We start from the raw sequence: 24,139 nt of genomic DNA, 5'->3' as shown, positions 1-24,139 counted from the left end.
GCGGATTATCGCTCTGCAGTGGCACCGGTATTATAGTGCCAGTCGTCACAGTCATCGGCCCAGTTGTCGGTGTGTTTATCCCAGGGAGCGAAGGTCACCGGCAGCATGCCGGATTCTGTGGCGATAATAAACACATCGGCTGGCATGGACTCAAGGACGACATCGCCGTCGGGTGAGTCAGGCGGCTCAAAGCCGCGGATGATGCAGACGAGAGGCGGGTCGAAGTGTGTATCGAGGAAAAACTGTGGCCCCAGGTGGACACAGTGACGAATGGCATCCTGCGGAGTGTCGTAAAAAAACTCGTCGGGGTCGTCATAATCGCTCCGGGGCGGAATGGACACCAGAAAACGCTTAGGATATCCGGGTATAGCGCGTCGGGACGAGGGCGTGGGTTTACGCTTTCTGGGGGCTTTGCTACGGGCAATGTGAATGATTTCCTGAGAAATTAACATACCGCAGAGTATAAAGCTGTGAGCCGGTCATGAACACCCTCGGAACGGCAGAGCCGTGACGCTCGCCCTGTAAGGGCGCTATGTTCAGCGATGTTTTGGGGTTCGATTTATTGCCGCGCCTGAAAGCTATCGCCCGACAGAAACTGTATGTGTGTGAAAAGGAGGATGCATCGTTGTACCCGCAACTTACCCCGATTTTAACCCGGGGGATCGACTGCGAACTGATTGCACAGCAGTATGACGAAATAATCAAATATACAGCGGCACTTAAAGTCGGAACAGCCGAACCCGAGGCAATATTGAGGCGATTCACCCGCAATAACATCCAGCATCCAACCTATAAGGCACTGGCTGAGTTGGGCAAAGCGATTAAGACCATCTTCCTCTGCCGTTATTTGCATGATGAGTCGCTACGTTGCGAAATTAATGCGGGTCTCAATGTTGTGGAAAACTGGAACAGCGCCAATAATTTTATTTTTTATGGCGAACACGGAGAATTCACCAGCAACCGGACTGCGGATCAGGAGCTATCTATGCTCTCATTACACCTGTTGCAAATCAGTCTGGTCTACATCAATACGTTGTTGATCCAGAATGTGCTCTCGGAGCCGACCTGGCGTCAGCGAATGACCGAAGAAGACTGGCGTGGTCTGACGCCATTGATATACCACCATGTTAATCCGTATGGCCGTATCGAGTTGAACATGGATCAGCGGCTGGCATTGGCCGCCTGATGGTGTACGAAAGTTAGTGAAATTAGTTTCGGACATGCATTATGATTCGTACATCCATTCCGTACAGAAATTTTCACTATGTCACGAGTTTTTGCCTACTGCCGGGTCTCCACGCTTGAACAGACTACTGAAAACCAGCGCCGGGAAATTGAGGTGGCTGGTTTTGCCGTCAATCCTCAGCGATTGGTTGAGGAACACATTAGTGGATCGGTGGCGGCCAGTGAGCGGGCTGGATTTATCCGGCTGCTTGATCGTATGGAAAATGGTGACGTGCTGATTGTCACCAAACTGGATCGCCTGGGACGTAATGCGATGGATATAAGAAAAACGGTGGAGCAACTGGCGGCATTAGACATTCGGGTTCACTGCCTGGCATTGGGCGGCGTGGACCTGACCAGCCCGGCTGGAAAAATGACCATGCAGGTGATTTCAGCGGTGGCCGAGTTCGAACGTGACTTGCTTCTTGAACGCACACATTCAGGTATTGCACGAGCCAGAGCTTCAGGAAAACGCTTCGGACGTCCTTCGACCTTCAATGAAGAGCAGAAACCGGCTGTGCTGGAACGTATTAACGCAGGAGCAAGCATTAGCGCTGTTGCCAGAGAGTTCGGCACCTCACGGCAAACTGTTATTCGTTTGCGGGATAAGGCCAGGGTTAATATGAGGCATGATGGTTAGTAGCCTGTGATGTGTACTAGCTCAGACCTGATCTGACAGTTACCGGTTATTTATACAGGTGTCTGTCAGATTACATCTGGTTCAGATTTTTTTCTGCCCAGACTCGTTTACCATCAAGTAACGTGGCCATTGGCGTACGCCCGCAGCACATTTTTCCCTGATGAGTTCGCTCATTATTGTAATGCCACAACCAGTTGTCCAGATCCGTTTGCAGGCTCTCCAGGTCTTCGTATAACTTCTTACGGAACGTAACCTGATAAAAATCCTGCAAAATAGTTTTATGGAAGCGCTCGCAGATGCCGTTCGTCTGCGGAGACATCGCCTTCGTTTTTGTATGGTCGATATCGTTGATGGCCAGATACAGCTGGTAATCATGCTGCTCCACCTTACCACAGTACTCCGTTCCCCTGTCGGTCAGGATCCTCAGCATCGGCAGTCCCTGAGCCTCGTAGAACGGCAGTACGCGATCATTGAGCAGGTCTGCGGCGGTGATCGGCGTTTTACTCGTATACAGCTTGCAGTGTGCCACTTTCGAGTACGTATCCACGAACGTCTGCTGGTAGATACGACCCACACCTTTCAGATTGCCCACGTAGAAGGTGTCCTGCGACCCGAGATAACCCGGGTGAGCAGTTTCGATTTCTCCGCTGGCCTCGTCATCGTGGGCCTTCTTCTCCAGCGCTGCGATTTGAGCGTCGGTAAGCACGATGCCTTCTCTGGCGACCTTTTCCTCAAGTGCCTTCAGGCGTTTACGGAAGTTCTCCAGGTCGTGCCGTTGCCAGATGGAGCGCACGCCGCTACCGGAGATAAACACGCCTTTTTTACGCAGCTCATTACTGGTCCGGTGTTGCCCGTGGGCCGGGAACTCAACGGCATATTCAACAACAGCGCGTTCAGTGGCTTCGTCGGCGCGGTTCTTCAGGTTGGGGACGCGGCGGTTCTGGTTAATCAGCGCATCGATGCCGCCTTCAGCAGCCAGTTCCTGATAACGGTAAAACGTGTCGCGTGACACGCCCATGATCTTGCAGGCTTTTGATACGTTACCGAGTTCTTCGGCGAGATTGAGCAGGCCGGCTTTGTGTTTGATGATGGGATTGTTAGTATGAATCATGAGAGTTACCTCGCGTTTTGTTTAAGGATTAGACACCCATATCAAAACCGGTAACTCTCAACCTTTCAAGGTCCAGTGTCAGATCAAGTCGCGACTAATACATGTGATGAATGAATTTTATTTTTCCATAAAAGGATTCAATGATGAAAATCAGAAAATTATGTCTTGCCATGTTGTTTATCTCGCCAGCCTGTCTGGCGTTGTCTTCTGGAGAAAAGTATAAAAATACAAATCTGACTCACGTCATTTCTGATTACCGGATATCACTTGCGGCACTTCCTCTCGATTATTCTCTCCTGGAAAAAAAACAACTCCCCGGGGTTATGCTGCAAAGGTATAACCTGAATTCACAGGTGTGGTCCCCGCAAGGCGTCGTATCTCCGGAACGCTGGCAGAACGGGGTGGATATATATATTCCTGATTCAGCCAGAGAAAATAATGCACTTGTTGTTATCAATAACGGCAGCAACAATAATGGTTCAGGCAGTCCTGTGATACCCACAAACTTCAGTGAGGAAGAACTTTCACGTATTGCGATCGCTACACGAACTGTTGTGATATCTGTCAGTAACGTTCCTAATCAGGTTCTCAGTTATCAGGGGGTTACAACACCGCTGGCCGAAGATGACAGTGTGGCATATTCCTGGAAACTGTTTATCGGAGATACTCAGAAATATCAGAACGCATCCCTCCATATTCCAATGGCTGCGTCGGTGTCGCAGGCTTTCAGGCTGGCAAAGAAAGAACTGACACACCAGAACATCACTAAATTCATTGTCACCGGCGTCTCCAAACGTGGATGGGCCGCATGGCTGACAGCGCTGTCGGACCCTGACGTCGATGCGGTTGTCCCTTTCGTTATGGACCTGCTGGATACTAAAAAATCTCTTGAACACATGTATCAGTCGTACGGTAAAAACTGGCCAGTAGCCTTTTATCCCTATTATAAACAGGGTGTTGACCAGCAGATTGATACGGATGGATTTGCAAGTCTGATGACGCTGGAAGACCCGCTTACTTATCTGAATACTGATATGGGCAACCGCCTTAATATTGATAAATATATTATTAATGCCAGCGGTGATGATTTCTATGTGCCTGACAACAGTCATTTTTATTATGATCGGTTACCCGGCTCGAAATCCCTGCGGGTTGTACCGAACTCCACACATAACGGAATTCTGGCCGTTGCGGAGCAGTCGCTGATCATCTTTGTTAACCGTTTTCAGGGGCAGCAAAAGCTTCCTGAGATTACAGAAAAAATACAGAACGGCGAAAACGGCGGAAAAGAGCTGACGGTCAGTTTCTCAGAGAAGCCGGCAGCCGTTTTACAGTGGACAGCTAAGAATCCAGCGGCAAGGGATTTTCGCTATGCGTGCGATGTTAAATACAGTTCAGCCCCCGTCAGTCCGACTGGCGGCGGTGAGAAGTTCAGCATCCCGCTGATAATCCCAGACAGCGGATGGCAGGCAACCTACGTTGAAGCAACTTTCAGCGATGGGTATGTTGCCACAACACAGGTGTATATCACGCCAGACGGAAAATATCCGGAAACTGCGCCCCCGTCGACAGGGGCTGCCTGTCAGACTCTTCCTGGTCGGGGACTGATCCCACATCTGTGAAACAGTAATGTCACAACCACAATTCACGTTTGTAAACCCGGTAGCCACAGCTGCCGGGTTTACATTTTTTCATATTATCGCTTCGCGCACGTTAAGCTTAAAAGGACATATATATTGATGGAAATTTCAACGCATAAGCTTTCTGACGGCATCGTTCTGACGCTTCGCTCTCCCGCCGAGAGTACAAAAAGCCCGGCGATCATTTTGTGCCATGGCTTCTGTGGTATCAGAGAAATTCTGCTACCTGATTTTGCTGAAGCATTTACCCGGTCCGGATTTACCACCATCACGTTTGATTACCGTGGTTTCGGGGACAGCGAAGGCGAACGCGGTCGTTTAGTTCCTGCTATGCAAATTGACGATATTATTTCTGTTGTTAACTGGGCAAGAGAACAGTCATCCCTAGATGCGCAGCGTATTGGCCTGTGGGGAACATCATTTGGGGGATGCCACGTATTTGGTGCAGCGGTCAGAGACCCGGGAATAAAATGTATCGTCAGTCAGCTGGCTTTTGCAGACGGTGAAGAAATCGTCACCGGCAAGATGAATGATGCAGAGAAAGAGGCTTTTCTTTTAACCCTGGATAAGATGGCTGAAAAGCAGAAGAGTACTGGCAAAGAAATGTTCGTGGGGGTCAACCGGGTACTGAGCGATGCAGAATCAAAATCATTTTTCGAAGAAAACAGAGCGCAGTATCCAAAGATGGACATCAAAATACCGTTTCTTACGGTGAGGGAAACCCTTCTGTACAAACCTGCATTGAATGACTCACAGGTGACGTGCCCCACTCTGGTCGTTATTGCTGGTCAGGATACTGTTAATCTCCCGGAACAGGGACGGGCATTATTTGACGCAGCAGGGGCCAAAGAGAAAAGGTTATATGAGGAAAGCAGCGCCCGTCATTACGACATTTATGCAGGAGAGCACTTTAAGCAGGTTATCAGCATTCAGACAGAATGGTTTAAAACGCACCTGTAATTTTAGATGACGATTAACGGCGGGTTCAACAGAGCCCGCCGCTATAATAGACGTCAAATGTCGTATTTTGTAGCTTCGCTTCCACTGGGCCAAATAATATTGTTATACACGTGTTTTGTATGTCAGCGTTGGGAGAGGCGAAATGAATTACGAAGATAAAAAGCTATTCAGAAAAGAAATGAAAGATGCGGTGCCACTGAAGGATAGTGTACTTACTAACTGGTCAAAAACGCCTCTAACCAAACCTTTCAATAATGAGATGGAAGATAAACACTCAGATAATCCCCTGGTAAGCGGTTGTATCGATATCGTGCCTCTTACCATGCCGATTGCGTTCAAAGCAGAGGGCATTCAACAAGCGTTTTTATATTATATTTTGTGACGTTGTCACAAAATATCACAGACATGGCAGATGTGTTATCTGTTGTACAATCGGCATCAACGGCAATAGTGCGATATTTTTTGGGGCGGAGACTTGCCACTATTTACTTGTCTACATGTAACATCCAGTTACACCGGTTGAACTATCCCCAGCCTGTTTCTAATGCAGGACAATGTTCTCAACTTACTGTCATCATCAAAGCGTCTGCTTATTGTCAACATCATTGATTTATTTTTGGTTCCCTCTGACTGTTTGTTGCGGTGGACCTGCGACCAACATCTGATAACGTGGCAGGTCAAACTCACCATAGCTAAAAATTCTTTCTTTTTAATCAGGGATGCTGCTGTCCTGCCAGTGATTTTTACTGCATTTGAGGGCTGTAATTTAGCAAGTGAACTTCCTTACAATCCGTTATCATAGCCGTCACGTTTAAAACCGACGCCAGCCTGCCAGATGACAGTGGCCTGTGGAGCATTATTGTGGAAAGTCTAGCCGCGGCGGATGTGAGAACCCTAATTAATGAGGGGAGTATCAGCCGTTACCAGCTTCGAATTATTATTCTCTGTTTTGCCGTTGTGGCAATGGATGGGATAGATATTGCCGTAATGGGATTTATTGCTCCTTCTCTGAAAGCGATGTGGGGCGTCACTATGCAACAGCTGGGGGTGGTGATCAGCGCAGCGCTAATTGGTCTTGCCTTAGGGGCCATGCTGGCAGGCCCGCTGGCAGATCGTTTTGGCCGCAGGATGATTATCATCAGTAGCGTTTTTTTCTTTGGCCTGTGGACCCTGATATCCGCATTTTCACAAGACATTGACCAGATGGTGTTATTCCGCTTTCTTACGGGATTAGGGCTGGGTGCCGCCATGCCAAATGTTGGCACACTGATTGCGGAGTATTCCCCGGCGCGCAAACGGGCTTTTATTATTACCGTGGTTTTTTGCGGTTTTACTCTTGGTGCGGCAGGTGGTGGATTCGCGGCATCATGGCTTATTCCAACATTTGGCTGGCATGCCGTGTTGATCGTGGGCGGGCTGTTACCGCTACTCATTGTGCCAGTACTGATCTCATGGTTACCGGAGTCAGTGCGTTTTCTGCTTGCTCACAATGCCTCGTCCGCACAAATCCATCGTATTGTTGAAAAAATGGCACCTGGTAAAGTCAGACCAGGCTGCGAATTTACGCTGTCTGAAAGGTCTGAGCGCCACAGTTCAGTACGCCTGGTAACAACCCGCCCTTATTTACTGGGCAGCACCATGCTCTGGGGTGGTTACTTTATGGGGCTTTTTCTCGTGTATCTGATCGGCAGCTGGCTGCCATCGCTGATTAAAGATATGGGAATGACCGTGACCCAGGCCGCGCTAATTACTGCAATGTATCAGGCTGGCGGCACAGTCGGTTCGCTTTTCGCAGGCTGGATGATGGACCGTTTCAATGCCAATCTTGCCCTGGCTTCGATCTACTTTGTCGGTGCTATTGCAACAGTTTCTATCGGGTATGCACCTGCGCATACGCTGACACTTAGTCTGGTTGCCTTCAGCAGCGGGTTCTGTCTCAATGGCGCAAATACGGGTATGAATGCGCTTTCCGCAAGCTATTATCCCACCCATGCTCGTGCAACAGGTTCAAGCTGGATGCATGGGGTTGGTCGTATCGGGGCTATTCTTAGCGCGTTCGCGGGTGCGGAAATGTTATCTATGGGCTGGAATATCACCCAAGTTTTTACCAGCCTGGCAATACCAGCCACACTCACTTCGTTAATGTTGTTAGTTAAGTACAGGTACGCGTATCATCGTAGTAGCTGAGGTGTATTTCCTTGCTAAAGATAAAATCTAAGTACCGTGTTCTGCCGTCACAGGATAATAAAAATACCAACCAGGGCGTGGACCTTAACGGCTAATGCAGGCTGCTGTTGCGCACTAAAACGTATTTTCCTGGCCCCAGCAGCATAATGGCAAATGCGCAAAAGAAGTAGAATGCTTCACTTTCTAACGCCCAGGCACCAACGCTGTTTCTGTCCCATGCGGCACCAGTTTTCACCAGTAGGATGGCAAATGCCAGATTTATCGCAATAACAAATGCAGCCGGGCGCGTCATTAAGCCAATAATAAGCATGACTGGGGCAATCACTTCACCGATATAAGCGCCCCAGGCAACGAACCCCGGAATGCTATGCGCTTTTAACAAGGCCGTAATCCAGTCCGTACCATGGATCACTTTGAATTCGCCGTGAAACAGAAGCAGACCACCCAGCGTCAGGCGTAACAGAAGTTTGCCAAAATCCGGGCGATCGAAAAGACGGGTAAAACTGCTGTTGATTGCAGAAAACATAGGTGTTCCTTAGCAAGTGAGCGTAAACAATGTGATGAGCGAAAAGACGAAAAGGAATTCGCAATCTTAATTCTTATTCCGCGCGGCAAAGAGCGCTACTGTACCGTGAAGCTGGATGTCTACCTCGCGAAAATGGCGTTGCAGCGCTGCTTTCAAGTCTGGCAGCGAATCACTCTGATTGCTAAAAATCCCCTTTTTGTTATAAACGGTCATTAGCCTGCGTCCAAACGTATTATGTTCCACACCGCGGCCAAGAATAGTGGCACCATAAACTGTTCCGTTTTGCGTAACGGCTGATTTGATATTCTCCAGCACCTTTGCCTTAAGCGCCATGTCACCTGGAAGGCAGTGCAAAAGGTAAAAAATCGAGACCGAATCATAGCGGTCTGCCATTTCAGCAGGAAAGGGGACAAACACATCATGTCGAATAGATTCAGTCAGGCGCGCCGTTCCGATACGTTGAGCTGCTGAGTGGAGACTGAAAGAATTGAGGTCCAACAACGTGATTTTTTTTAATAAATCAGACGATTGAGCCGGGTAATATCCCGTACCTACGCCGATGTCGAGATGATTAGTAGCAAGATAACGCTGAAAATGGGGCAACAGTATCTGTTCTGTCGGGCAGCGCCAGACAAATCGATTGGATATACTTAAAACCCACCAGTCATACAGCTTGAGTGTGAGTGGAGTATATACCTGAGAACCTCTTGCGCTATCAACACGCATCCTTTTCCCTTAATAATCATCTGTGTTTTTTGTCTCTGTAAGGTAATGGAATTGTTGGCCTGATTGCAACAATTATCTCAAATTAAGTCACATAAGTAAAATCCCTGCCGGAACACGATAACATAATCTATATTAAGGCTAAAGACGGGAGCCGCCACATGTAATACGGTGAGGACGGGTGAATGAGCATGTTTTTGAAAACTACGACGAGACATACGATGACGTTTCATTTTAAATATCCTCCAAAGGATTAAAAGTCCAAAAAAACAAAAAAAGGTACTAAAATCAAGATAAGGCGCAAATCACTCATTTTTGACACGTCCCTCTTTAAGAGCTTTATACATCTCCAAAATACTTAAAGCTCCACCTCTAACAGGGCCAGGCAGACCAGACTGCTGAAGCCCGTAAGCGGGAAATCCCATATCAGTCTTCCAGAACTTAGCCTCAATTATCCTGTTAATGAGGTAAGAGCTAAAGACCTTGCCCCGGTGATTGATGTATTCCTTAAAGGGGATAACATCGTAGGTACAAAAGTATTCCCTTTTGATGGAGCCAATATACTTGCAGTGACTGCATCGGCTTCACAACATAAACAATTGAAAGAATTTTTCTCTTCGGTTGATGTATCCAGGATTCAGGTTCTTGTTGAGTCAGTTATTTTCGAAACATCTGCTTCTGACGGTTTTGATTTTTCATTTGCTGCCGGAGATCCATCAGGCCATCCAATCCGGACGAATCTTTATTTTTCAGCTACTGCCATCGCTGGTTATTCTTTTTTTGATGCCGTCAGGCATGGGAGGTGCTTTGCGGCGGAAGCACCGTAGCGAAGCGAGGACTCAGAAAGTGTTATGGCGTCAGCCATAATATGTCACTGCAAAGCCTGTTTTTTGCGGCCGCAGGTCATTCAGGCAATCGACATGGACAGTTGATGAAATTGAAGCCTTACAGCGTGTGTGAAAGAATGATAATCGTCGGTGTTCAGGATGAACGGCCAGCTATTAATTCTGATATGAGGGATTTGCTTTATGACAACAGGATTTGCAGTAACGGAAGAACCAAGGCACCATTGCATTTTTCAGTCGCGATTACCACAAGGGGAATATTTTGAAATCCGTCCCCGACTTTTACCCCACAATGCTAAACCCATAACCGATGACGAAAGCGGGATGTGTATCGGTTATTCCGTTTCACATGCTCCCGGTCTTTGGCGAATTTATGACACCGATGGAATTTTTGTCAGACTGGAAGAAGTACCGCTGGAATCACCGCTGATTGACCCGATTGATATTGCGTTACTCGCAGTAGGTGTTTTTCGCATCTTCTTTGCGGGCAGGGCACTGCTGCAAAGCGGAGTCAGAACGTCCATCACGGTAAAGCTCAGTCAGGGAACGGTCAGTTTCTTGCGAAGCCGGTTAAAAATGGGTCTGTCAGCCCGTAATCTTAAAATGACAGAAACGGCTGCGAAGCATATGTATAACCCTGGACGCTATGTGCCTTTGCAGCTTCAGGAGAAAGCTATTCGCTATGGTCGAAGAATGGCTGATCCCGACAAAGTACCTGGCTTATACCAATATGAGACAAAGATGTTCAGACTTGTCGAGGATAAGAGCCGTAGAGGATAAGAGCCGTAAAGGGAGGTATCTTTATAAAGAATACAGACTGGAAATACTTGTTCGGGAAAAAGATTGGACAATTCACCATTTCCAGTACAAGCCGTGAGAGAACTTCGTCATGTTTGATATAATTAGTGGAGCCAGACGATTTAAACTTGCTCCTTATGAAAGGTTACCAACGCCAGAAGAACCATTATATGACTGGATAAAAGTCTGGGTGGAGTTTTTACTACCGGGGCTAAATACAGCTTTTTCAGCATCCTTTACTATTGTCGAACTTCGGCGTCTTAAAGACCGGTTACAGACTCTCTATGAATCCATTCTTCACCAAAAAAAAGCCATGCGGTTTTTTTTAATAGCAGAGAAAATCAGGTGATACTTGAGTTTCATAAAACCGAATTTGGCGAAGCTGTTGTGGTTAATCTTCTGCTCAGACCCGAAGATAATGCAGATAGTGCAGAGGTTAAAGATTTTTTTTGCATAGATGAGAGCTACTTTCCGGCGTTGCTGTCCGGCCTTGACGAGATGATTAACTGGCCTGAATGAAACAGTTTAACTGTATTAGTCGCGACTTGATCTGACACTGGACCTTGAAAGGTTGAGAGTTACCGGTTTTGATATGGGTGTCTAATCCTTAAACAAAACGCGAGGTCACTCTCATGCTTCATACTCACAATCCCATCATCAAACACAAAGCCGGCCTGCTCAATCTCGCCGAAGAACTTGGTAACGTATCAAAAGCCTGCAAGATCATGGGCGTGTCGCGCGACACGTTTTACCGTTATCAGGAACTGGCTGCTGAAGGTGGCATCGATGCACTGGTTAACCAGAACCGCCGGGTTCCCAACCTGAAGAACCGCGCCGACGAAGCCACTGAACGCGCGGTTGTTGAATATGCCGTTGAGTTCCCGGCCCACGGGCAGCACCGGACCAGTAATGAGCTGCGTAAAAAAGGCGTGTTTATCTCCGGCAGCGGCGTGCGCGCCATATGGCAACGACACGACCTGGAGAACTTCCGTAAACGCCTGAAGGCGCCTGAGGAAAAGCTCACCAGAGAAGCCATCGTGCTTACCGGTGCCCCAATCGCCGCGCTGGAGAAAAAAGGCGCATGATGATGAGGCCAGCGGCGAAATCGAGACGGCTCATCCGGGTTATCTCGGGTCGCAGGACACCTTCTACGTTGGCAATCTGAAAGGGGTGGGCCGTATCTACCCGCAGACGTTCGTGGATACGTACCCGAAAGTGGCACACTGCAAGCGGTATACGAGTAAAACACCGATCACTGCCGCCGACCTGCTAAATGATCGGGTACTGCCGTTCTGTGAGGCCCAGGGGCTGTCGGTGCTGAGAATACTGACCGACAGGGGAACGGAGTACTGTGGTAAGGTGGAGCCGCATGATTACCAGCTTTATCTGGCCATCAACGATATCGACCATACGAAAACGAAGGCGATGTCCCCACAGACGAACGGCATCTGCGAGCGCTTCCATAAAACGATTTTGCAGGATTTTTATCAGGTCACGTTCCGCAAGAAGTGATATGGGGACCTGGAGAGCCTGCAAACGGATCCGGACAACGGATTATGGCATGACAATAATGAGCGAACTCATCAGGGAAAAATGTGCTGCGGGCGAACGCCAATGGCCACGTTACTTGATGGAAAACGGGTCTGGGCAGAAAAGGAGCTGAACCGGATGTAATCTGACAGACACCTGTATAAATAACCGGTAACTGTCAGATCAGGTCTGAGCTAGTACAGCTGATTTGTGGATATTTGTCATCCCAATCTTCGGCGAACGCAGCCAGCGCCATCCGTGCGGCCGCTTCTGTTGGTGCCTGATAAACGGTTTTCAGCCTGCCCGTGACCGCTTTGTGGATGATGCACAGCTGGATGTGAGTCTGCGGATAGACGCTGTTTATCGCATCCGGGAAGCCCTTCAGGCCATCCACGCAGGCAATCAGGATGTCCTGAAGGCCGCGATTTTTAAGTTGCGTCAGCACGTTCAGCCAGAACTTTGCACCTTCATTTTCAGCCAGCCACATCCCCGGAAGCTCTTTCCGGCCTTCGGTATTGATGCCCGGCACCAGGAACACCGCTTTGTTAATCACGCTGCCATTCGGCGACCTGCTCTTTAACGGCATCCGTGACTTTTGATATCAGGGCCGGTGACACATCAGCATCGTACATCTCTTTGAACGTATCGACGATTTCCCGCGTGGTCATGCCTTTGGCATACAAGGATAAAATCTGGCTGTCCATCTGCGCGATACGCGTCTGATTCTTCTTAATCAGCTGAGGTTCAAAGGTATTTTCCCGGTCGCGCGGCGTGTTTAGCCCGATTTCACCGTCGTCGCACAGCAGCGTTTTCGAAGAGTAGCCGTTGCGGGTATTGGTGCTGGTTTTAGGGGCATTTTTCTCATGCCCGAGGTGGTCAGTCAGTTCTGCATTGAGTGCCGTTTCAACGGTCAGCTTCGTGAGCATGCGGAAAAACTGATTAAGGCCGGCCTCAGTTTTGAGGCCTTTGGCCAGTTCAGCAGCAAGGGCCTTAAGTTTCTTCTCGTCCATAATTTGCCTGTCTCCATTGTTGGAGTGAACATATCAAAAACAGGCAATTACACAATTTTAATTACAGTCTCCACAGGACTGTTTTTCTCCATCTGTCATATTGGTGCGCATAATGTGCCACACGTTATGTTAAAGAGGCCGCTGCGAAAATCGAATCCCGCAGCGGCCTCTTTAATATAACGTCATTGTGCGAACATGTTGGAAGGTTGTAGTGGCACACTGAATTTGGCCATCTGAGTTGAGGTGATATGCCCACCTCAAAATTTCACAGGTGAACCAATGAGCAAGGTATTTACTGCTGAATTTAAACTTGAAGCGGCAAAGCGGGGCCTCGACCAGCACTACACACACGGTGAAGCTGCTAAGACGATGAATGTCAGTCTTTCTGCCATCAACCGGTGGGTAAAATCGTTACGTCTGCAGCGTCAGGGAAAAAAACATCGGGGCTGCCTGTCACTCCTGAGCAAACTGAACTCAGGGAAATGAGAAAACGTATACAGCGCCTTGAAATGGAAAACGAAATCCTAAAAAAGGCTACAGCGCTCTTGATGTCGGACTCCCTCAACAGTTCTCGATAATCGACAGTCTGAGGGCGCAGTACCCGGTTGCCTCATTGTGCCGACTGTTCGGTGTTCACCGCAGCAGTTATCGCTACACACGTAAAAACAGTACTGAGCCTGATGCTGACCGTGCCGTTAAACGCCGTCTGGTCAGCGAGGTCTGGAACGCCAGTGGGGGTTCCGCCTGTGCCAGAATTTTGGCCAGTTCGTTAGCCAGGGCCTGCGACTGTTTTTCGTCCATAAATTAACCTGCTTTTGATGCTGGATTGAACATATCAAAATCAGGCAATTACACAAATCTATGTACAGGCTTACGGCGGAAGCCCGACGGCGCGTCGTCGGGTCTCAGTGCACGTTAAAGGCGATTTATCGGAATGCCGAAGCGCTGTCCGTTAATCCTGACCATCAGTTGATTATTCTCAATTCTACCGCGGAACAGCAGTTCATTATCATTATTGTAACCAAATCCAACCCGGGCATTTCCCATCCACGTCTGGTTGAAACAGTTCACCGGCGCATTTTCCAGTTCATTTAGCTTAGTTTGGTCGGTTACCAGCTCATATTTTTTGTCGAAGCGGAAGGTCACCCCAGAGTTGAAGCGGTCTGGCGAGGTGGTGGTAACAAACGCTTTGGCCCATGAGGTAAATTTGTTGATCTTAATATATATATTCACCCTGTTGTTGCCGGCTTTTTCAACATGAACACGAGTAACAGGCGAGGAACCCACACACGACCAGCATCCCCTTACTGTTCCCTGCACATTATGCAGAAACAGGTCAGCGCGCCCTTCTGGCGTATGGGGACTAAAGTCGACCTGAGTGGGGGGGACAGATGCCCACTCGGACGTGCCCACTATTTTAATTAACGTCTGCGACTGCCATCTCTCCATATGCATATGGCCGAGGAAGAACCAGGCTCCATTCTCCTTTTCGTTATGCATATACTCAGTTGACGAGATATAGTCATAACTCAGCGACCCTTCGATACGCGCGCCATAGTTTTCATACCACCCCCGGCCCATTTCCCATTCATTCAGCCATCTTTCACCCTGATCGCTGGTGTCTATACGGCTGCCCGACTGCAGGTTTAGTTGCGTTGACACTATCCGACAATAGTGCGCTTTGAGTGGGTTCTGGCAATTTTCAATACTTAACGCGTTAATTGTCCACTGGCCGTTGGAGATATCGCCGGGGAATTCCGTGTGTTCAATCCAGCCATTCCAGATAAGTGACTGTGTTGAACGCGGCAAGTCAATCATCGGGTGCTCACGACCATTCTGAATATTAAAGTTACTCAGTTCTACCGCAGTCACATGGTCCCATACGCCAATAACCTGATCGGACCACTTAGCGTAAACCACTGTTTCATGGCAATCTCTTGCATACCACTGGTCAATTTTACAGTCGAGGGTATCCAGCAGGCTCAGGCCACGCCCCCCCATATTGGCGAATGTCACGCAGGATACACGTAAAAACTGACCTCCGGGGTTGGTATTTTCATAAAAGCCTTTTCTGTTACGCTGACCATTAACGTTGCTGCGCCCGTCAATCGCCAGTCCGGTGATCTCAACGAATCGAGCTCTCACTCTGAACATGTAGTTGCTGTCATTGTTGGATACCAGGAAGGTATTATTGTGGTAACCAAAATAAACGTTTTCACCGACCAGACGGAATTTTGTGGCATCCCACGTGGGAAATTCACTCACAACATCGAATGAGGAAATAAAGAAGCGACCGGCAGGAAATTTGATGCCAATATCCTCATTGATGCGCACGCCGTCCTGTACAATACGTGACCAGCGCCACATCCTGGTTACGGCTGCAAGGCAGTCGGTTTTACCATCGGGAACGGCACCAAAATGCACGATATTCAGATGGTTGAGATCGCTTACGTAGCGTCGCCAGCGCTTCCCTCCACGAGTAATGAACACATAACCACCGTCATCACGGGAGGTCCTGTCAGTCATGTCATAAACAAATAAGCCTCCACCCGCCATGGTGCCTGTATTATATTCCAACAAAATGACAATTTCGCCGTGTTCTTTCGGCTCATGAGCACGTAATTCAACAACATTCTTTAATGTGAAGACTGCGCTTGGCGTATTTCCTGTCAGGACGGTTGGTGTCATGATCATACCCTCATTATTAATTATGCAGGCTGATTATAACTGGGGGGAGGTGCTTAAAAAACCCAATACCAGCAATAAGTTAACGGTATAAACTGGAAGTTCATCAGCAATAATTAGCATTTCAACCCGAGCGGGACTGACTTCATCAAAACGAAGGATAAGGACGGGCGATAAAGCGGAATATTCGGAGCCATACTCAGTCTGGTACTGGGATTGTATCGGTAACGATAAGAGACGGTATGATTTTTAACATTATGTGTCATTTTTGACATGACGCCTCGATTACTTGCGCTGCTGACTTGTGAGTAAGTTATATCGAAAATATATTCTAAGCAGTCATTATCAAGAATTCAGCGAAACGCCCCAGTTTTAAAAAGGAAAATAACATTGTCTGAACAAATCGATCACATACCACGCCGTGTAAGAAACGAACTGCATTTTCGTCCGGTTGAAGTGATATCCAAAACATTCATAGCCAATAGTTTTTACCGTGTTGAACTGGGTGGCGATGCGCTGAATGGCTTCGCTTCACATGGGTTCGACGACCATATCAAAGTGTTTTTCCCGGATGCGGAAACCGGTATTTGTAACCTGCCCGAGATCACCGGCGGAGGCGTGGTGTGGAAAGAGGGTGCCAGGCCTGCTGCTCGCGATTATACCCCACTGTTTTTTAATGGCATTGACCGTCTCACTGTCGATTTCTATATACATAAATCAGGCCTTGCCAGCGACTGGGCGGTGAAAGCCAGACCGGGCGATCTGCTGGCCATTGGGGGACCGCGTGGTTCTCTGATCGTTCCGGACGACTATCAATTTCAGCTTTACGTTTGCGATGAAAGTGGATTACCTGCTTTTCTGCGCCGTTGTCAGACCATGAAGGGAAAGTCAATCAGGCTCTACGCTTTTGCTGAAGAGAACATGGGACGCTGCTATCTGGGTGAACGACCTGATATTGAAATTTTCTGGCTGGGTAGTGGCACAATGTACGGCGAAAGGATGAAGACACTGATGACTGAACTGAATAACCTGGCGTTACCAGCAAAGGATTATTTCATCTGGCTGACGGGGGAAGGTGCAGTGGTAAAACAGCTCAGTGACTACTTTATTGTTGAACGTCAGCTGCAGCCAGATTTTGTTCGTGCCGTCGCCTACTGGCATAAAAAGAATGCTATCTGAACGACGGTTATTATCATCATGGGATAATAATGAAGGCAAGAGGTACCTCAGCACCGTCCTGCACACGAAGAAAGTGCCGTATGCAAAGGCGGGATGTCAGCCCTGTCTCCGGGGGGTTGTTGTACGTTTACCGCGCATGAGGCGCTCAAACTGACTGAGATCGTCAGGGGTTTTGAGATTTTTGGCCAGTTCGTGAGTCAGGGCCTGCGACTGTTTTTCGTCCATAAATTGTACTAGCTCAGACCTGATCTGACAGTTACCGGTTATTTATACAGGTGTCTGTCAGATTACATCTGGTTCAGATTTTTTTCTGCCCAGACTCGTTTACCATCAAGTAACGTGGCCATTGGCGTACGCCCGCAGCACATTTTTCCCTGATGAGTTCGCTCATTATTGTAATGCCACAACCCGTTGTCCAGATCCGTTTGCAGGCTCTCCAGGTCTTCGTATAACTTCTTACGGAACGTAACCTGATAAAAATCCTGCAAAATAGTTTTATGGAAGCGCTCGCAGATGCCGTTCGTCTGCGGAGACATCGCCTTCGTTTTTGTATGGTCGATATCGTTGATGGCCAGATACAGCTGGTAATCATGCTGCTCCACCTTACCACAGTACTCCGTTCCCCTGTCGGTCAGGATCCTCAGCATCGGCAGTCCCTGAGCCTCGTAGAACGGCAGTACGCGATCATTGAGCAGGTCTGCGGCGGTGATCGGCGTTTTACTCGTATACAGCTTGCAGTGTGCCACTTTCGAGTACGTATCCACGAACGTCTGCTGGTAGATACGACCCACACCTTTCAGATTGCCCACGTAGAAGGTGTCCTGCGACCCGAGATAACCCGGGTGAGCAGTTTCGATTTCTCCGCTGGCCTCGTCATCGTGGGCCTTCTTCTCCAGCGCTGCGATTTGAGCGTCGGTAAGCACGATGCCTTCTCTGGCGACCTTTTCCTCAAGTGCCTTCAGGCGTTTACGGAAGTTCTCCAGGTCGTGCCGTTGCCAGATGGAGCGCACGCCGCTACCGGAGATAAACACGCCTTTTTTACGCAGCTCATTACTGGTCCGGTGTTGCCCGTGGGCCGGGAACTCAACGGCATATTCAACAACAGCGCGTTCAGTGGCTTCGTCGGCGCGGTTCTTCAGGTTGGGGACGCGGCGGTTCTGGTTAATCAGCGCATCGATGCCGCCTTCAGCAGCCAGTTCCTGATAACGGTAAAACGTGTCGCGTGACACGCCCATGATCTTGCAGGCTTTTGATACGTTACCGAGTTCTTCGGCGAGATTGAGCAGGCCGGCTTTGTGTTTGATGATGGGATTGTTAGTATGAATCATGAGAGTTACCTCGCGTTTTGTTTAAGGATTAGACACCCATATCAAAACCGGTAACTCTCAACCTTTCAAGGTCCAGTGTCAGATCAAGTCGCGACTAATACACATAAATTAACCTGCTTTTGATGCTGGATTGAACATATCAAAATCAGGCAATTACACAAATCTATGTACAATTGATGTAGCAATTTCATTCGGTTTCGATTCACAGCAATCTTACAATCGCAGCTTCAAGCGACAGTTTGGCAAGCCTCCCGGAGCAACGGCAATTCCAGACATGTTGTTGATGGCCTTAAACGTCCGCCCGGCAATCATGTTTAATCATTTTTTCCAACAAAATGTGTCTTGTATGACTTTATCATCCTGACGCTGCGCCATCTGACGACGGATGCAGGGCAGGGTAATCGTTAAATGATTCTGCTGCGGATGCTAAAAAGAGCCTCGCAATGAGTACACTATGAATTACAATGCGTTTTTACTTCTCGGTCAGGAAATGTCATGTCGCTACAATCGCTCAACAGGCAACGGGTTTGTGAGTTGACCAGTTATTTATTAATTGCTCTTGCCTTATTTTCAATCTTTCCTCTGCGACTGCTACCATGTTTTTTGGCAGGCTTTATCGTTTATGAAACCATTCTTGCTCTGACTCCCTGGGTTGAAAAGTGGGTTAAAGGACCGCTGGCACGTTGGATTATCATTTTCTTTCTTACTTTGTTAGTGGTGGTATCGCTAGTTTTAGGAATAACCAAAGTTATCGGCTTTTTGCTTAATGACTTTCAAAATCCTGCGGCGTTTCACGCCGCGGCAAGCAAGCTACTTGAAGACGCTCAACGAACGTTATCCCCTGTAATCACACGCTATTTGCCAGCAGATATCGATGAATTACAGCATCAGTTGGTAATGTGGTTGCGGGAGCATCTGGTGGTGGTGCAAACGTTTGGAAAAAGTGCAGCCCATACTTTTGCAACTATGCTTATTGGCATGTTGCTTGGTGCGATTATTTCATTACGTGTTAGCGGTAGCGACCAACATAATGCGCCATTAAAGCATGAATTGCTTGAGCGACTCAGCAGGCTTGCCGCATCTTTTCATGATGTGGTTTTTGCCCAAATTAAAATATCTCTGGTAAATACCGTACTCAGCGCAGGCTTTTTATTCGGCATTTTACCCTTGTTCAATCTGCATTTCCCGTTTGCAAAGACAATTGTGGCGGTGACATTTATTGCCGGACTTCTGCCTGTTATTGGCAATCTTATTTCTAACACGATCATAGTACTAATTGGCCTCTCAATATCACTTGAAGCGGCATCTATAGCGCTAATATTTCTTATTCTGGTGCACAAACTTGAATATTTTATCAATGCCAGAATTTTCGGTACCCGAATTAATGCCAAAACGTGGGAAATACTGCTGGCAATGCTGGTATTTGAATCAGCCTTCGGTCTGACGGGTGTTGTGGCTGCGCCCGTGTATTACGCCTATTTCAAATCAGAATTATGTCATGCGAAGCTTATCTGAGCGGCAGGACAGGCAACAGACTCCCGTAATTCTCAGTCGTCTTTCCCCGTCGGGTCAGGGTCCGGCGACGGGCACTGAAGTTCGTGGTTTTACTGGCATCTCATTCCTCTTTACGGGGCGGGATATAAGGCTCGTCACGACGGCTCAACCGGTCTGTTTTGCCCGGGCGCTTCGTCGCCTTTGTCCGGGCAGGGTCCGTTTTTTTACCCCGGACGCCCCGTCTGAAGAGCACCGGGTGTGTCCGCCACCAGTTTGATGTCATGCCTGTCTGCTGCTGCGACGACCCGTGGCAGAGGAAGCCCGCCGGCATCTGTCATCAGACTGCGCTCGACAACCATGAGCAGTCCGTGCCGTCCGGGTGCTCACAGGCCAGTGATCCGTTCTGCCAGAAACGCCCGAAGACACCTGCGCCTCTCCGTTCCTTGAAGCGCCGGGGCGCAGAAGCTGATGAACCTATCCCGGTGGCATTGAGTGCATTCCACTGACAGGCTGTGCTGAGGACGAAGAAAATGGCGTTCATTGCGGCCCGATTATCAACACGTTTTCGGCGTGTACCCGGAGGATGGCGGGTTTTGTGTTCCGGGATAAGCGGAGCGATTTTGTCCCGGAGTTCATCGCTAATCTGCCCTTTACCGCCTGCCATACTTTGTCCTCAGATATGACCGGGATGCATTATACGATAACGCCTTTTGGGACAGAGTCTTAATGTCTTACAAGAAAAAGATGAGGGAAGGGTTAATGCCGATCATTTAAGGATCGGTTGACCGATCCGGTTTATGCGGTAAAAAGGGTTCTATGTTCATCATGGAACCCTTTTTAAATGGAACTTTCCCAGGCCCTCGGCATCATCAATGCCGCCACTCCTGAGCGCGCCCGTAGTCTCGCCGACCTTATTCCTCCCGAGCTTATTCAGCAGGCGCTCACCCTGACCGATACCGTTACTTTGCGTAAACGTAAACTTTCCCTCGAATCCATGATTTGGCTTGTCGTTGGGATGTCCATTTTTTGCGATCATCCGATGACCGAAATCGTCAATCTGATGGATATTACTGACCGGACCGGAGCTCCTTTTACCGCACGCAGCGCTGTCATTCAGCGCCGTAAGACTCTGGGTGAAAATGCAGTGCGGGAGCTTTTTGATATCACACAGCAGCACTGGAATCAGCAGGCTGCACATCCAAAATGGCACGGTCTGAATCTGTTTGCTGTCGACGGCGTGGTCTGGCGTACCGCCGATACGCCGGAAAACAGAGCCGTCTTCAGTAAACACAGCAGCCAGTACGGCGAAGGCGGCTATCCTCAGGTGCGAATGGTTTGTCTGATGGAGCTGAGCAGCCATCTGATCGCCGCCAGTGCATTCGACAGTGAAAAAGTCAGTGAAATGCGGCTGGCTGAGCACCTGACGGAGAAAACCCCGAATAACAGTATCACCCTGTTCGATAAGGGATTTTATTCGATGGGTCTGCTTCATCACTGGCAGACAGCAGGAGAACACCGTCACTGGTTGTTGCCGTTGAAAAAACACGTACAGTATCAGGTGGTTCGCCGTTTGGGGCGTGGAGATGAACTGATATGCCTGAAAACCAGTCCACGAGCCAGGAAGCAATGGCCAGGGGTCCCGGAAGAAATGGTGGCAAGACTGCTGACCCGCAGGGTAGACGGTAAAGAGAGGCAGGTGCTGACGTCACTGACAGACCCGAATCGCTATCCGGGTAAAGATATCAGCGAGCTATATCGCCACCGCTGGGAAACAGAACTGGGCTACCGGGAAGCAAAGCAGGGTATGCTGGACAGCCGGTGGACATTACGCAGTCGCCTGCCGGAGCTGGTGAGACAGGAGCTATGGGGGGTACTGCTGGCTTATAACCTGGTGCGATATCAGATGGTGCAGATGGCGTTCCATCTGAAAGGAGATTACCTGCCTTACCAGCTGAGCTTCAGTGGAGCGATAAGCGAAATAATCCGGATGCTGATAACCCTGCCCTGGGCTTCGCCGGGAAAAATGCCGGGAGAACTGAGAACCCTGTATGAACAGGCGAAATGGCTTGTGTTACCGGGTAGAAGAGAGCGAAGTTACCCGAGAGAGTTGAGGGTAAAGAGCAGGAAATATCCGGATAAAAAGGTTGCTGGTCACCTTAAGTGACCAGCATTAAGGGAAGGGTAAACATATGTTTGGTCGTTATCTGCACATGGTTATGCACTGAACGACATTCAGGTTTAATTTAACATAATTATGATTATGCGCACCAATGGTGGGGATGGCGGGAACTGGCGTTCCCGGTGCTGTCATTGGTCGTTCAGGTTGTCTGAATCAAACACGACTTCTTCTGTACCATCATCATGATGCCGGACAATCTGATAACCGGATTCAGGAATATGATTATCAAACTGAATATCAAATTTTGACGTATCCATAGTCAGCCTTTGATTTCAACAATTCCGCCATCTGAGGAAATTACCTTTTACGAAAAGACCATAATTAGACATATCACACTCCTTTAATGCCAGTTGCTGGCATGTGAAATACGGTTGTAATCAAAAATAAACCCTTTCTCATAAACCCATGCAGGAATTTGGGCTGGTTTGGCCTCAAGGGTTCTCACTAATGGAACAACGTTATTTGAATTAGGTGATTCACAATAAAAATTAATATCTATCCCAAAAGACAGGAGTTCTTTTCGGTGCCTGTAGAATGTTGGCTTGGGAAGCATTTCTTTCATATTTTCGCCCTGCTTCCACAATAAATAGGTGGATTGTATTTTTCTCGGCAGCTTAATTATTTTTTCATCAGTTAAAATGGCATTTTGATTCATTTCTATTCTGCCTACATAGTCAGAGAATAATTTATTGGGAGTCTCGATATTCCAGTTACTGCCAAGCGTAAGATTTAAGTCAATTAATTCAGTTGTTCTTAGTGTTAATTCAATTCGTAACTTGTCTTTAGACCAGTCAAGCAAGCCAGCCTTAACGAATTCTTCAGCTATCTGGTGCCCTTTTTTACCAGAAGTATGTTCATCATATTTTGAATAAAATTTCAGGCTCCATCGCCGGGAGTTTTTCCTAAGTAAACGGTACCACCTTTGCCACAGGCACGACCGTGGCGAGTTTTAGCCTTAAATTCTGCGGCATAAAGCCATGCGCGGACATTTTCCAGAGTTGATAGTGAATACATGTAGTTAATATCAATGCGCGAGATCTTAAATTGCCCTGCCATAACCTGACGATAGGATGGAAGGTCGTGAGGAATATGCAGTAAGGCCAGTATTCTGGCGTAGGCCGTTAATACCAACCCTTGTAAATCATCAGAACCGATAACAGAGTGACCCTGTAAAAACTTTGATGGATTGCCGTCAATATAAATATGGGTTGCCCGGCCTTCCCCGTCAGAACCTACAGACCTGACTTTCATTGTTGACTCATACGAGCCTCTCACCGTTAACCGTTTTACCGTTTCCCACTCAATCGCCCCGTCAGCATCAACGCTGACGACACTACCGGCCAGTAACGGTCGGTGTGTGCAAGGTAGGATTCCGGTAAACCAGTCAATCATGTATCGCCTCAGAGAACAATTTTGTGACCAGGAAGCGTGTCAAGAGCTTATTAGTACCAATTCAGTTGCATAAATGTACCACCCAAGATCTTGCCTCTCAAGTGATTTTGTACTGAATAAGTGACATATTTGTTCTTTTGAAATGGGTCAAAAAAGTAGGAGATAGAATGAGCAATAACCTCAATAGCAATGGCTACCCGGAAGAAATGGCAGAAGACATAGACTTACAGCGGGCCGAAAGGATAAAAAAAGCGATCCTGGGAAAGTTCACATACGAAAGGATGGAAGAGCTGTCTGGCATCAACATAGGTACACTGAAAAGGATCGCAAACGCACAGAGGGATGCGAAAATCAGTGAGCTGGAAAAAATTGCTGAAATCACTCAGACGGACATCTTCGAACTGATTTTTGGCTCCAGTAACAGCGATATCTACGATTCCAGCAAGCGCTTCTTTGAGACGAGAAGCAAAGATGCAGCTCAGGCTGCTCACTTTATCATCTACAACCTTCGTACCCTCGATGATGAGGACATTCTTTGTCTGGGGAGAGTTTCGAGCGCCCTGCAAACAGCAACAACGTCAAGAAAATGGGATGAGCTTTTCGGGAAGAAGAAAGGCTGAGTCTCAGGAATGAGACAAACGTGCAGTATTACCAACACTGCACGTTCTGGATTGTGCGATTTTTAAAC

Annotated in this window: 23 protein-coding genes and 6 pseudogenes; 17 read left to right on the top strand and 12 right to left on the bottom strand. The window is 48.1% G+C overall.

The genetic code is table 11. The features are described from left to right. Positions 1-5 precede the first annotated feature (5 nt). A complete protein-coding gene (locus LU633_RS13160; protein WP_052734695.1) occupies positions 6-341 on the bottom strand; it encodes a hypothetical protein in 336 nt (111 codons plus the stop codon). A 194-nt stretch (positions 342-535) separates the two neighbouring features. Here LU633_RS13160 and LU633_RS13155 point away from each other — a divergent pair. Together LU633_RS13155 and LU633_RS13150 are read left to right on the top strand one after the other, a co-directional pair. After that, a pseudogene (locus LU633_RS13155) lies at positions 536-1,186 on the top strand (Tn3 family transposase); the annotation flags it as partial. 78 nt (positions 1,187-1,264) lie between these two features. Continuing rightward, a complete protein-coding gene (locus tag LU633_RS13150) occupies positions 1,265-1,864 on the top strand; it encodes a recombinase family protein (protein ID WP_016169696.1) in 600 nt (199 codons plus the stop codon). 70 nt (positions 1,865-1,934) lie between these two features. On the opposite strand, the gene LU633_RS13145 is transcribed toward LU633_RS13150, so the two are convergent. Then, a complete protein-coding gene (locus LU633_RS13145) occupies positions 1,935-2,975 on the bottom strand; it encodes an IS481 family transposase (protein ID WP_046371813.1) in 1,041 nt (346 codons plus the stop codon). 143 nt (positions 2,976-3,118) lie between these two features. On the opposite strand from LU633_RS13145, the gene LU633_RS13140 reads away from it, so the two are divergent. The 4 genes from LU633_RS13140 (at position 3,119) to LU633_RS13125 (ending at position 7,762) form a co-directional block, all read left to right on the top strand. Then, positions 3,119-4,597 carry a PhoPQ-activated protein PqaA family protein gene (locus LU633_RS13140; protein WP_016169695.1) on the top strand — a complete coding sequence of 493 codons (1,479 nt, stop codon included), beginning with the start codon at positions 3,119-3,121 and terminating at the stop codon, positions 4,595-4,597. A 117-nt stretch (positions 4,598-4,714) separates the two neighbouring features. Further along, positions 4,715-5,575 (top strand): UilS family quorum-quenching N-acyl-homoserine lactonase, encoded by an 861-nt coding sequence (gene uilS, locus LU633_RS13135; RefSeq protein WP_016169694.1) that lies wholly within the window; start codon positions 4,715-4,717, stop codon positions 5,573-5,575. Positions 5,576-5,717: 142 nt separating this feature from the next. After that, a complete protein-coding gene (locus tag LU633_RS13130; protein ID WP_016169693.1) occupies positions 5,718-5,957 on the top strand; it encodes a Smr/MutS family protein in 240 nt (79 codons plus the stop codon). A 479-nt stretch (positions 5,958-6,436) separates the two neighbouring features. Further along, positions 6,437-7,762, top strand: a complete 1,326-nt coding sequence (locus LU633_RS13125) for an MFS transporter (RefSeq protein WP_016169691.1) — start codon at positions 6,437-6,439, stop codon at positions 7,760-7,762. A 91-nt stretch (positions 7,763-7,853) separates the two neighbouring features. On the opposite strand, the gene LU633_RS13120 is transcribed toward LU633_RS13125, so the two are convergent. Beyond that, positions 7,854-8,288 carry a DoxX family protein gene (locus LU633_RS13120; protein WP_016169690.1) on the bottom strand — a complete coding sequence of 145 codons (435 nt, stop codon included), beginning with the start codon at positions 8,286-8,288 and terminating at the stop codon, positions 7,854-7,856. Between the two features lie 66 nt (positions 8,289-8,354). After that, positions 8,355-9,014: a class I SAM-dependent methyltransferase gene (locus tag LU633_RS13115; RefSeq protein ID WP_016169689.1), complete on the bottom strand. Its 660-nt coding sequence runs from the start codon at positions 9,012-9,014 to the stop codon at positions 8,355-8,357. 488 nt (positions 9,015-9,502) lie between these two features. Here LU633_RS13115 and LU633_RS13110 point away from each other — a divergent pair, with 488 nt between their 5' ends. From LU633_RS13110 to LU633_RS13090, 5 genes and pseudogenes are all read left to right on the top strand, one after another. Next, positions 9,503-9,838: a hypothetical protein gene (locus LU633_RS13110; RefSeq protein ID WP_016169688.1), complete on the top strand. Its 336-nt coding sequence runs from the start codon at positions 9,503-9,505 to the stop codon at positions 9,836-9,838. Positions 9,839-10,039: 201 nt separating this feature from the next. Beyond that, on the top strand, positions 10,040-10,636 hold the full coding sequence (locus LU633_RS13105) for a hypothetical protein (RefSeq protein ID WP_046371890.1): 597 nt from the start codon (positions 10,040-10,042) through the stop codon (positions 10,634-10,636). Positions 10,637-10,745: 109 nt separating this feature from the next. Further along, complete coding sequence (locus LU633_RS13100; protein WP_051124315.1) at positions 10,746-11,003, top strand: hypothetical protein; 258 nt, start codon at positions 10,746-10,748, stop codon at positions 11,001-11,003. Further along, entirely contained in the window at positions 11,000-11,173 is a 174-nt protein-coding gene (locus tag LU633_RS13095; protein WP_157275200.1) for a hypothetical protein, read from the top strand. Before LU633_RS13100 ends, LU633_RS13095 begins: the two co-directional genes overlap by 4 nt. A 113-nt stretch (positions 11,174-11,286) precedes the next feature. After that, positions 11,287-12,328: pseudogene (locus LU633_RS13090) on the top strand (IS481 family transposase). Positions 12,329-12,386: 58 nt separating this feature from the next. Here the strand turns inward: LU633_RS13090 and LU633_RS13085 are convergent. Then, positions 12,387-13,194: pseudogene (locus LU633_RS13085) on the bottom strand (transposase); the annotation flags it as partial. A 279-nt stretch (positions 13,195-13,473) separates the two neighbouring features. Here LU633_RS13085 and LU633_RS13080 point away from each other — a divergent pair. After that, on the top strand, positions 13,474-13,680 hold the full coding sequence (locus LU633_RS13080) for a transposase (RefSeq protein ID WP_152664160.1): 207 nt from the start codon (positions 13,474-13,476) through the stop codon (positions 13,678-13,680). 165 nt (positions 13,681-13,845) lie between these two features. On the opposite strand, the gene LU633_RS13075 is transcribed toward LU633_RS13080, so the two are convergent. Further along, a complete protein-coding gene (locus LU633_RS13075; protein WP_157275199.1) occupies positions 13,846-13,995 on the bottom strand; it encodes a hypothetical protein in 150 nt (49 codons plus the stop codon). A gap of 114 nt (positions 13,996-14,109) precedes the next feature. Next, a complete protein-coding gene (locus tag LU633_RS13070) occupies positions 14,110-15,882 on the bottom strand; it encodes an exopolysaccharide biosynthesis protein (protein ID WP_016169684.1) in 1,773 nt (590 codons plus the stop codon). 387 nt (positions 15,883-16,269) lie between these two features. Between LU633_RS13070 and LU633_RS13065 the strand changes: the two genes are divergently transcribed. Then, positions 16,270-17,058 carry a siderophore-interacting protein gene (locus LU633_RS13065; RefSeq protein WP_016169683.1) on the top strand — a complete coding sequence of 263 codons (789 nt, stop codon included), beginning with the start codon at positions 16,270-16,272 and terminating at the stop codon, positions 17,056-17,058. A gap of 96 nt (positions 17,059-17,154) precedes the next feature. Here LU633_RS13065 and LU633_RS25780 read toward each other — a convergent pair whose 3' ends face one another. After that, positions 17,155-17,283: a hypothetical protein gene (locus LU633_RS25780; RefSeq protein WP_016169682.1), complete on the bottom strand. Its 129-nt coding sequence runs from the start codon at positions 17,281-17,283 to the stop codon at positions 17,155-17,157. A gap of 62 nt (positions 17,284-17,345) precedes the next feature. Next, positions 17,346-18,386 carry an IS481 family transposase gene (locus LU633_RS13060; protein ID WP_046371791.1) on the bottom strand — a complete coding sequence of 347 codons (1,041 nt, stop codon included), beginning with the start codon at positions 18,384-18,386 and terminating at the stop codon, positions 17,346-17,348. Positions 18,387-18,558: 172 nt separating this feature from the next. Here LU633_RS13060 and LU633_RS13055 point away from each other — a divergent pair. Beyond that, positions 18,559-18,750, top strand: a pseudogene (locus tag LU633_RS13055) (hypothetical protein); the annotation flags it as partial. A gap of 131 nt (positions 18,751-18,881) precedes the next feature. Beyond that, the gene (locus LU633_RS13050) at positions 18,882-19,901 is read left to right on the top strand and encodes an AI-2E family transporter (RefSeq protein ID WP_016169679.1); all 1,020 of its coding nucleotides are present in this window, start codon (positions 18,882-18,884) and stop codon (positions 19,899-19,901) included. Here LU633_RS13050 and LU633_RS13045 read toward each other — a convergent pair. Further along, positions 19,894-20,544: pseudogene (locus LU633_RS13045) on the bottom strand (transposase). The gene LU633_RS13050 and the pseudogene LU633_RS13045 sit on opposite strands and share 8 nt — an antisense overlap. A 177-nt stretch (positions 20,545-20,721) precedes the next feature. Here LU633_RS13045 and LU633_RS13040 point away from each other — a divergent pair. Beyond that, positions 20,722-22,044, top strand: a complete 1,323-nt coding sequence (locus tag LU633_RS13040; RefSeq protein WP_046371868.1) for an IS4 family transposase — start codon at positions 20,722-20,724, stop codon at positions 22,042-22,044. A gap of 143 nt (positions 22,045-22,187) precedes the next feature. Here the strand turns inward: LU633_RS13040 and LU633_RS25775 are convergent, their stop codons facing one another. Together LU633_RS25775 and LU633_RS13035 are read right to left on the bottom strand one after the other, a co-directional pair. After that, positions 22,188-22,316, bottom strand: a complete 129-nt coding sequence (locus tag LU633_RS25775; RefSeq protein ID WP_267921496.1) for a hypothetical protein — start codon at positions 22,314-22,316, stop codon at positions 22,188-22,190. Positions 22,317-22,399: 83 nt separating this feature from the next. Further along, positions 22,400-23,451 (bottom strand): annotated as a pseudogene (locus LU633_RS13035) (phage/plasmid replication protein, II/X family). A gap of 167 nt (positions 23,452-23,618) precedes the next feature. Here LU633_RS13035 and LU633_RS13030 point away from each other — a divergent pair. Further along, positions 23,619-24,071: a hypothetical protein gene (locus LU633_RS13030; RefSeq protein WP_016169681.1), complete on the top strand. Its 453-nt coding sequence runs from the start codon at positions 23,619-23,621 to the stop codon at positions 24,069-24,071. Positions 24,072-24,139 lie beyond the last annotated feature (68 nt).

The organism is Erwinia tracheiphila, from assembly GCF_021365465.1.
GTDB lineage: Bacteria > Pseudomonadota > Gammaproteobacteria > Enterobacterales > Enterobacteriaceae > Erwinia > Erwinia tracheiphila.
This window is presented reverse-complemented; position numbering and strand designations above follow the sequence as displayed.

Bases quoted from the DNA above. Each gene is read 5' to 3' on its own strand.
- LU633_RS13150 (WP_016169696.1), top strand. From the start codon at position 1,265: ATGTCACGAGTTTTTGCCTACTGCCGGGTCTCCACGCTTGAACAGACT.
- LU633_RS13145 (WP_046371813.1), bottom strand. From the start codon at position 2,975: ATGATTCATACTAACAATCCCATCATCAAACACAAAGCCGGCCTGCTC.
- LU633_RS13140 (WP_016169695.1), top strand. From the start codon at position 3,119: ATGAAAATCAGAAAATTATGTCTTGCCATGTTGTTTATCTCGCCAGCC.
- uilS (WP_016169694.1), top strand. From the start codon at position 4,715: ATGGAAATTTCAACGCATAAGCTTTCTGACGGCATCGTTCTGACGCTT.
- LU633_RS13130 (WP_016169693.1), top strand. From the start codon at position 5,718: ATGAATTACGAAGATAAAAAGCTATTCAGAAAAGAAATGAAAGATGCG.
- LU633_RS13120 (WP_016169690.1), bottom strand. From the start codon at position 8,288: ATGTTTTCTGCAATCAACAGCAGTTTTACCCGTCTTTTCGATCGCCCG.
- LU633_RS13115 (WP_016169689.1), bottom strand. From the start codon at position 9,014: ATGCGTGTTGATAGCGCAAGAGGTTCTCAGGTATATACTCCACTCACA.
- LU633_RS13105 (WP_046371890.1), top strand. From the start codon at position 10,040: ATGACAACAGGATTTGCAGTAACGGAAGAACCAAGGCACCATTGCATT.
- LU633_RS13100 (WP_051124315.1), top strand. From the start codon at position 10,746: ATGTTTGATATAATTAGTGGAGCCAGACGATTTAAACTTGCTCCTTAT.
- LU633_RS13080 (WP_152664160.1), top strand. From the start codon at position 13,474: ATGAGCAAGGTATTTACTGCTGAATTTAAACTTGAAGCGGCAAAGCGG.
- LU633_RS13075 (WP_157275199.1), bottom strand. From the start codon at position 13,995: ATGGACGAAAAACAGTCGCAGGCCCTGGCTAACGAACTGGCCAAAATT.
- LU633_RS13070 (WP_016169684.1), bottom strand. From the start codon at position 15,882: ATGACACCAACCGTCCTGACAGGAAATACGCCAAGCGCAGTCTTCACA.
- LU633_RS25780 (WP_016169682.1), bottom strand. From the start codon at position 17,283: ATGGACGAAAAACAGTCGCAGGCCCTGACTCACGAACTGGCCAAAAAT.
- LU633_RS13060 (WP_046371791.1), bottom strand. From the start codon at position 18,386: ATGATTCATACTAACAATCCCATCATCAAACACAAAGCCGGCCTGCTC.
- LU633_RS13050 (WP_016169679.1), top strand. From the start codon at position 18,882: ATGTCGCTACAATCGCTCAACAGGCAACGGGTTTGTGAGTTGACCAGT.
- LU633_RS13040 (WP_046371868.1), top strand. From the start codon at position 20,722: ATGGAACTTTCCCAGGCCCTCGGCATCATCAATGCCGCCACTCCTGAG.
- LU633_RS25775 (WP_267921496.1), bottom strand. From the start codon at position 22,316: ATGGATACGTCAAAATTTGATATTCAGTTTGATAATCATATTCCTGAA.
- LU633_RS13030 (WP_016169681.1), top strand. From the start codon at position 23,619: ATGAGCAATAACCTCAATAGCAATGGCTACCCGGAAGAAATGGCAGAA.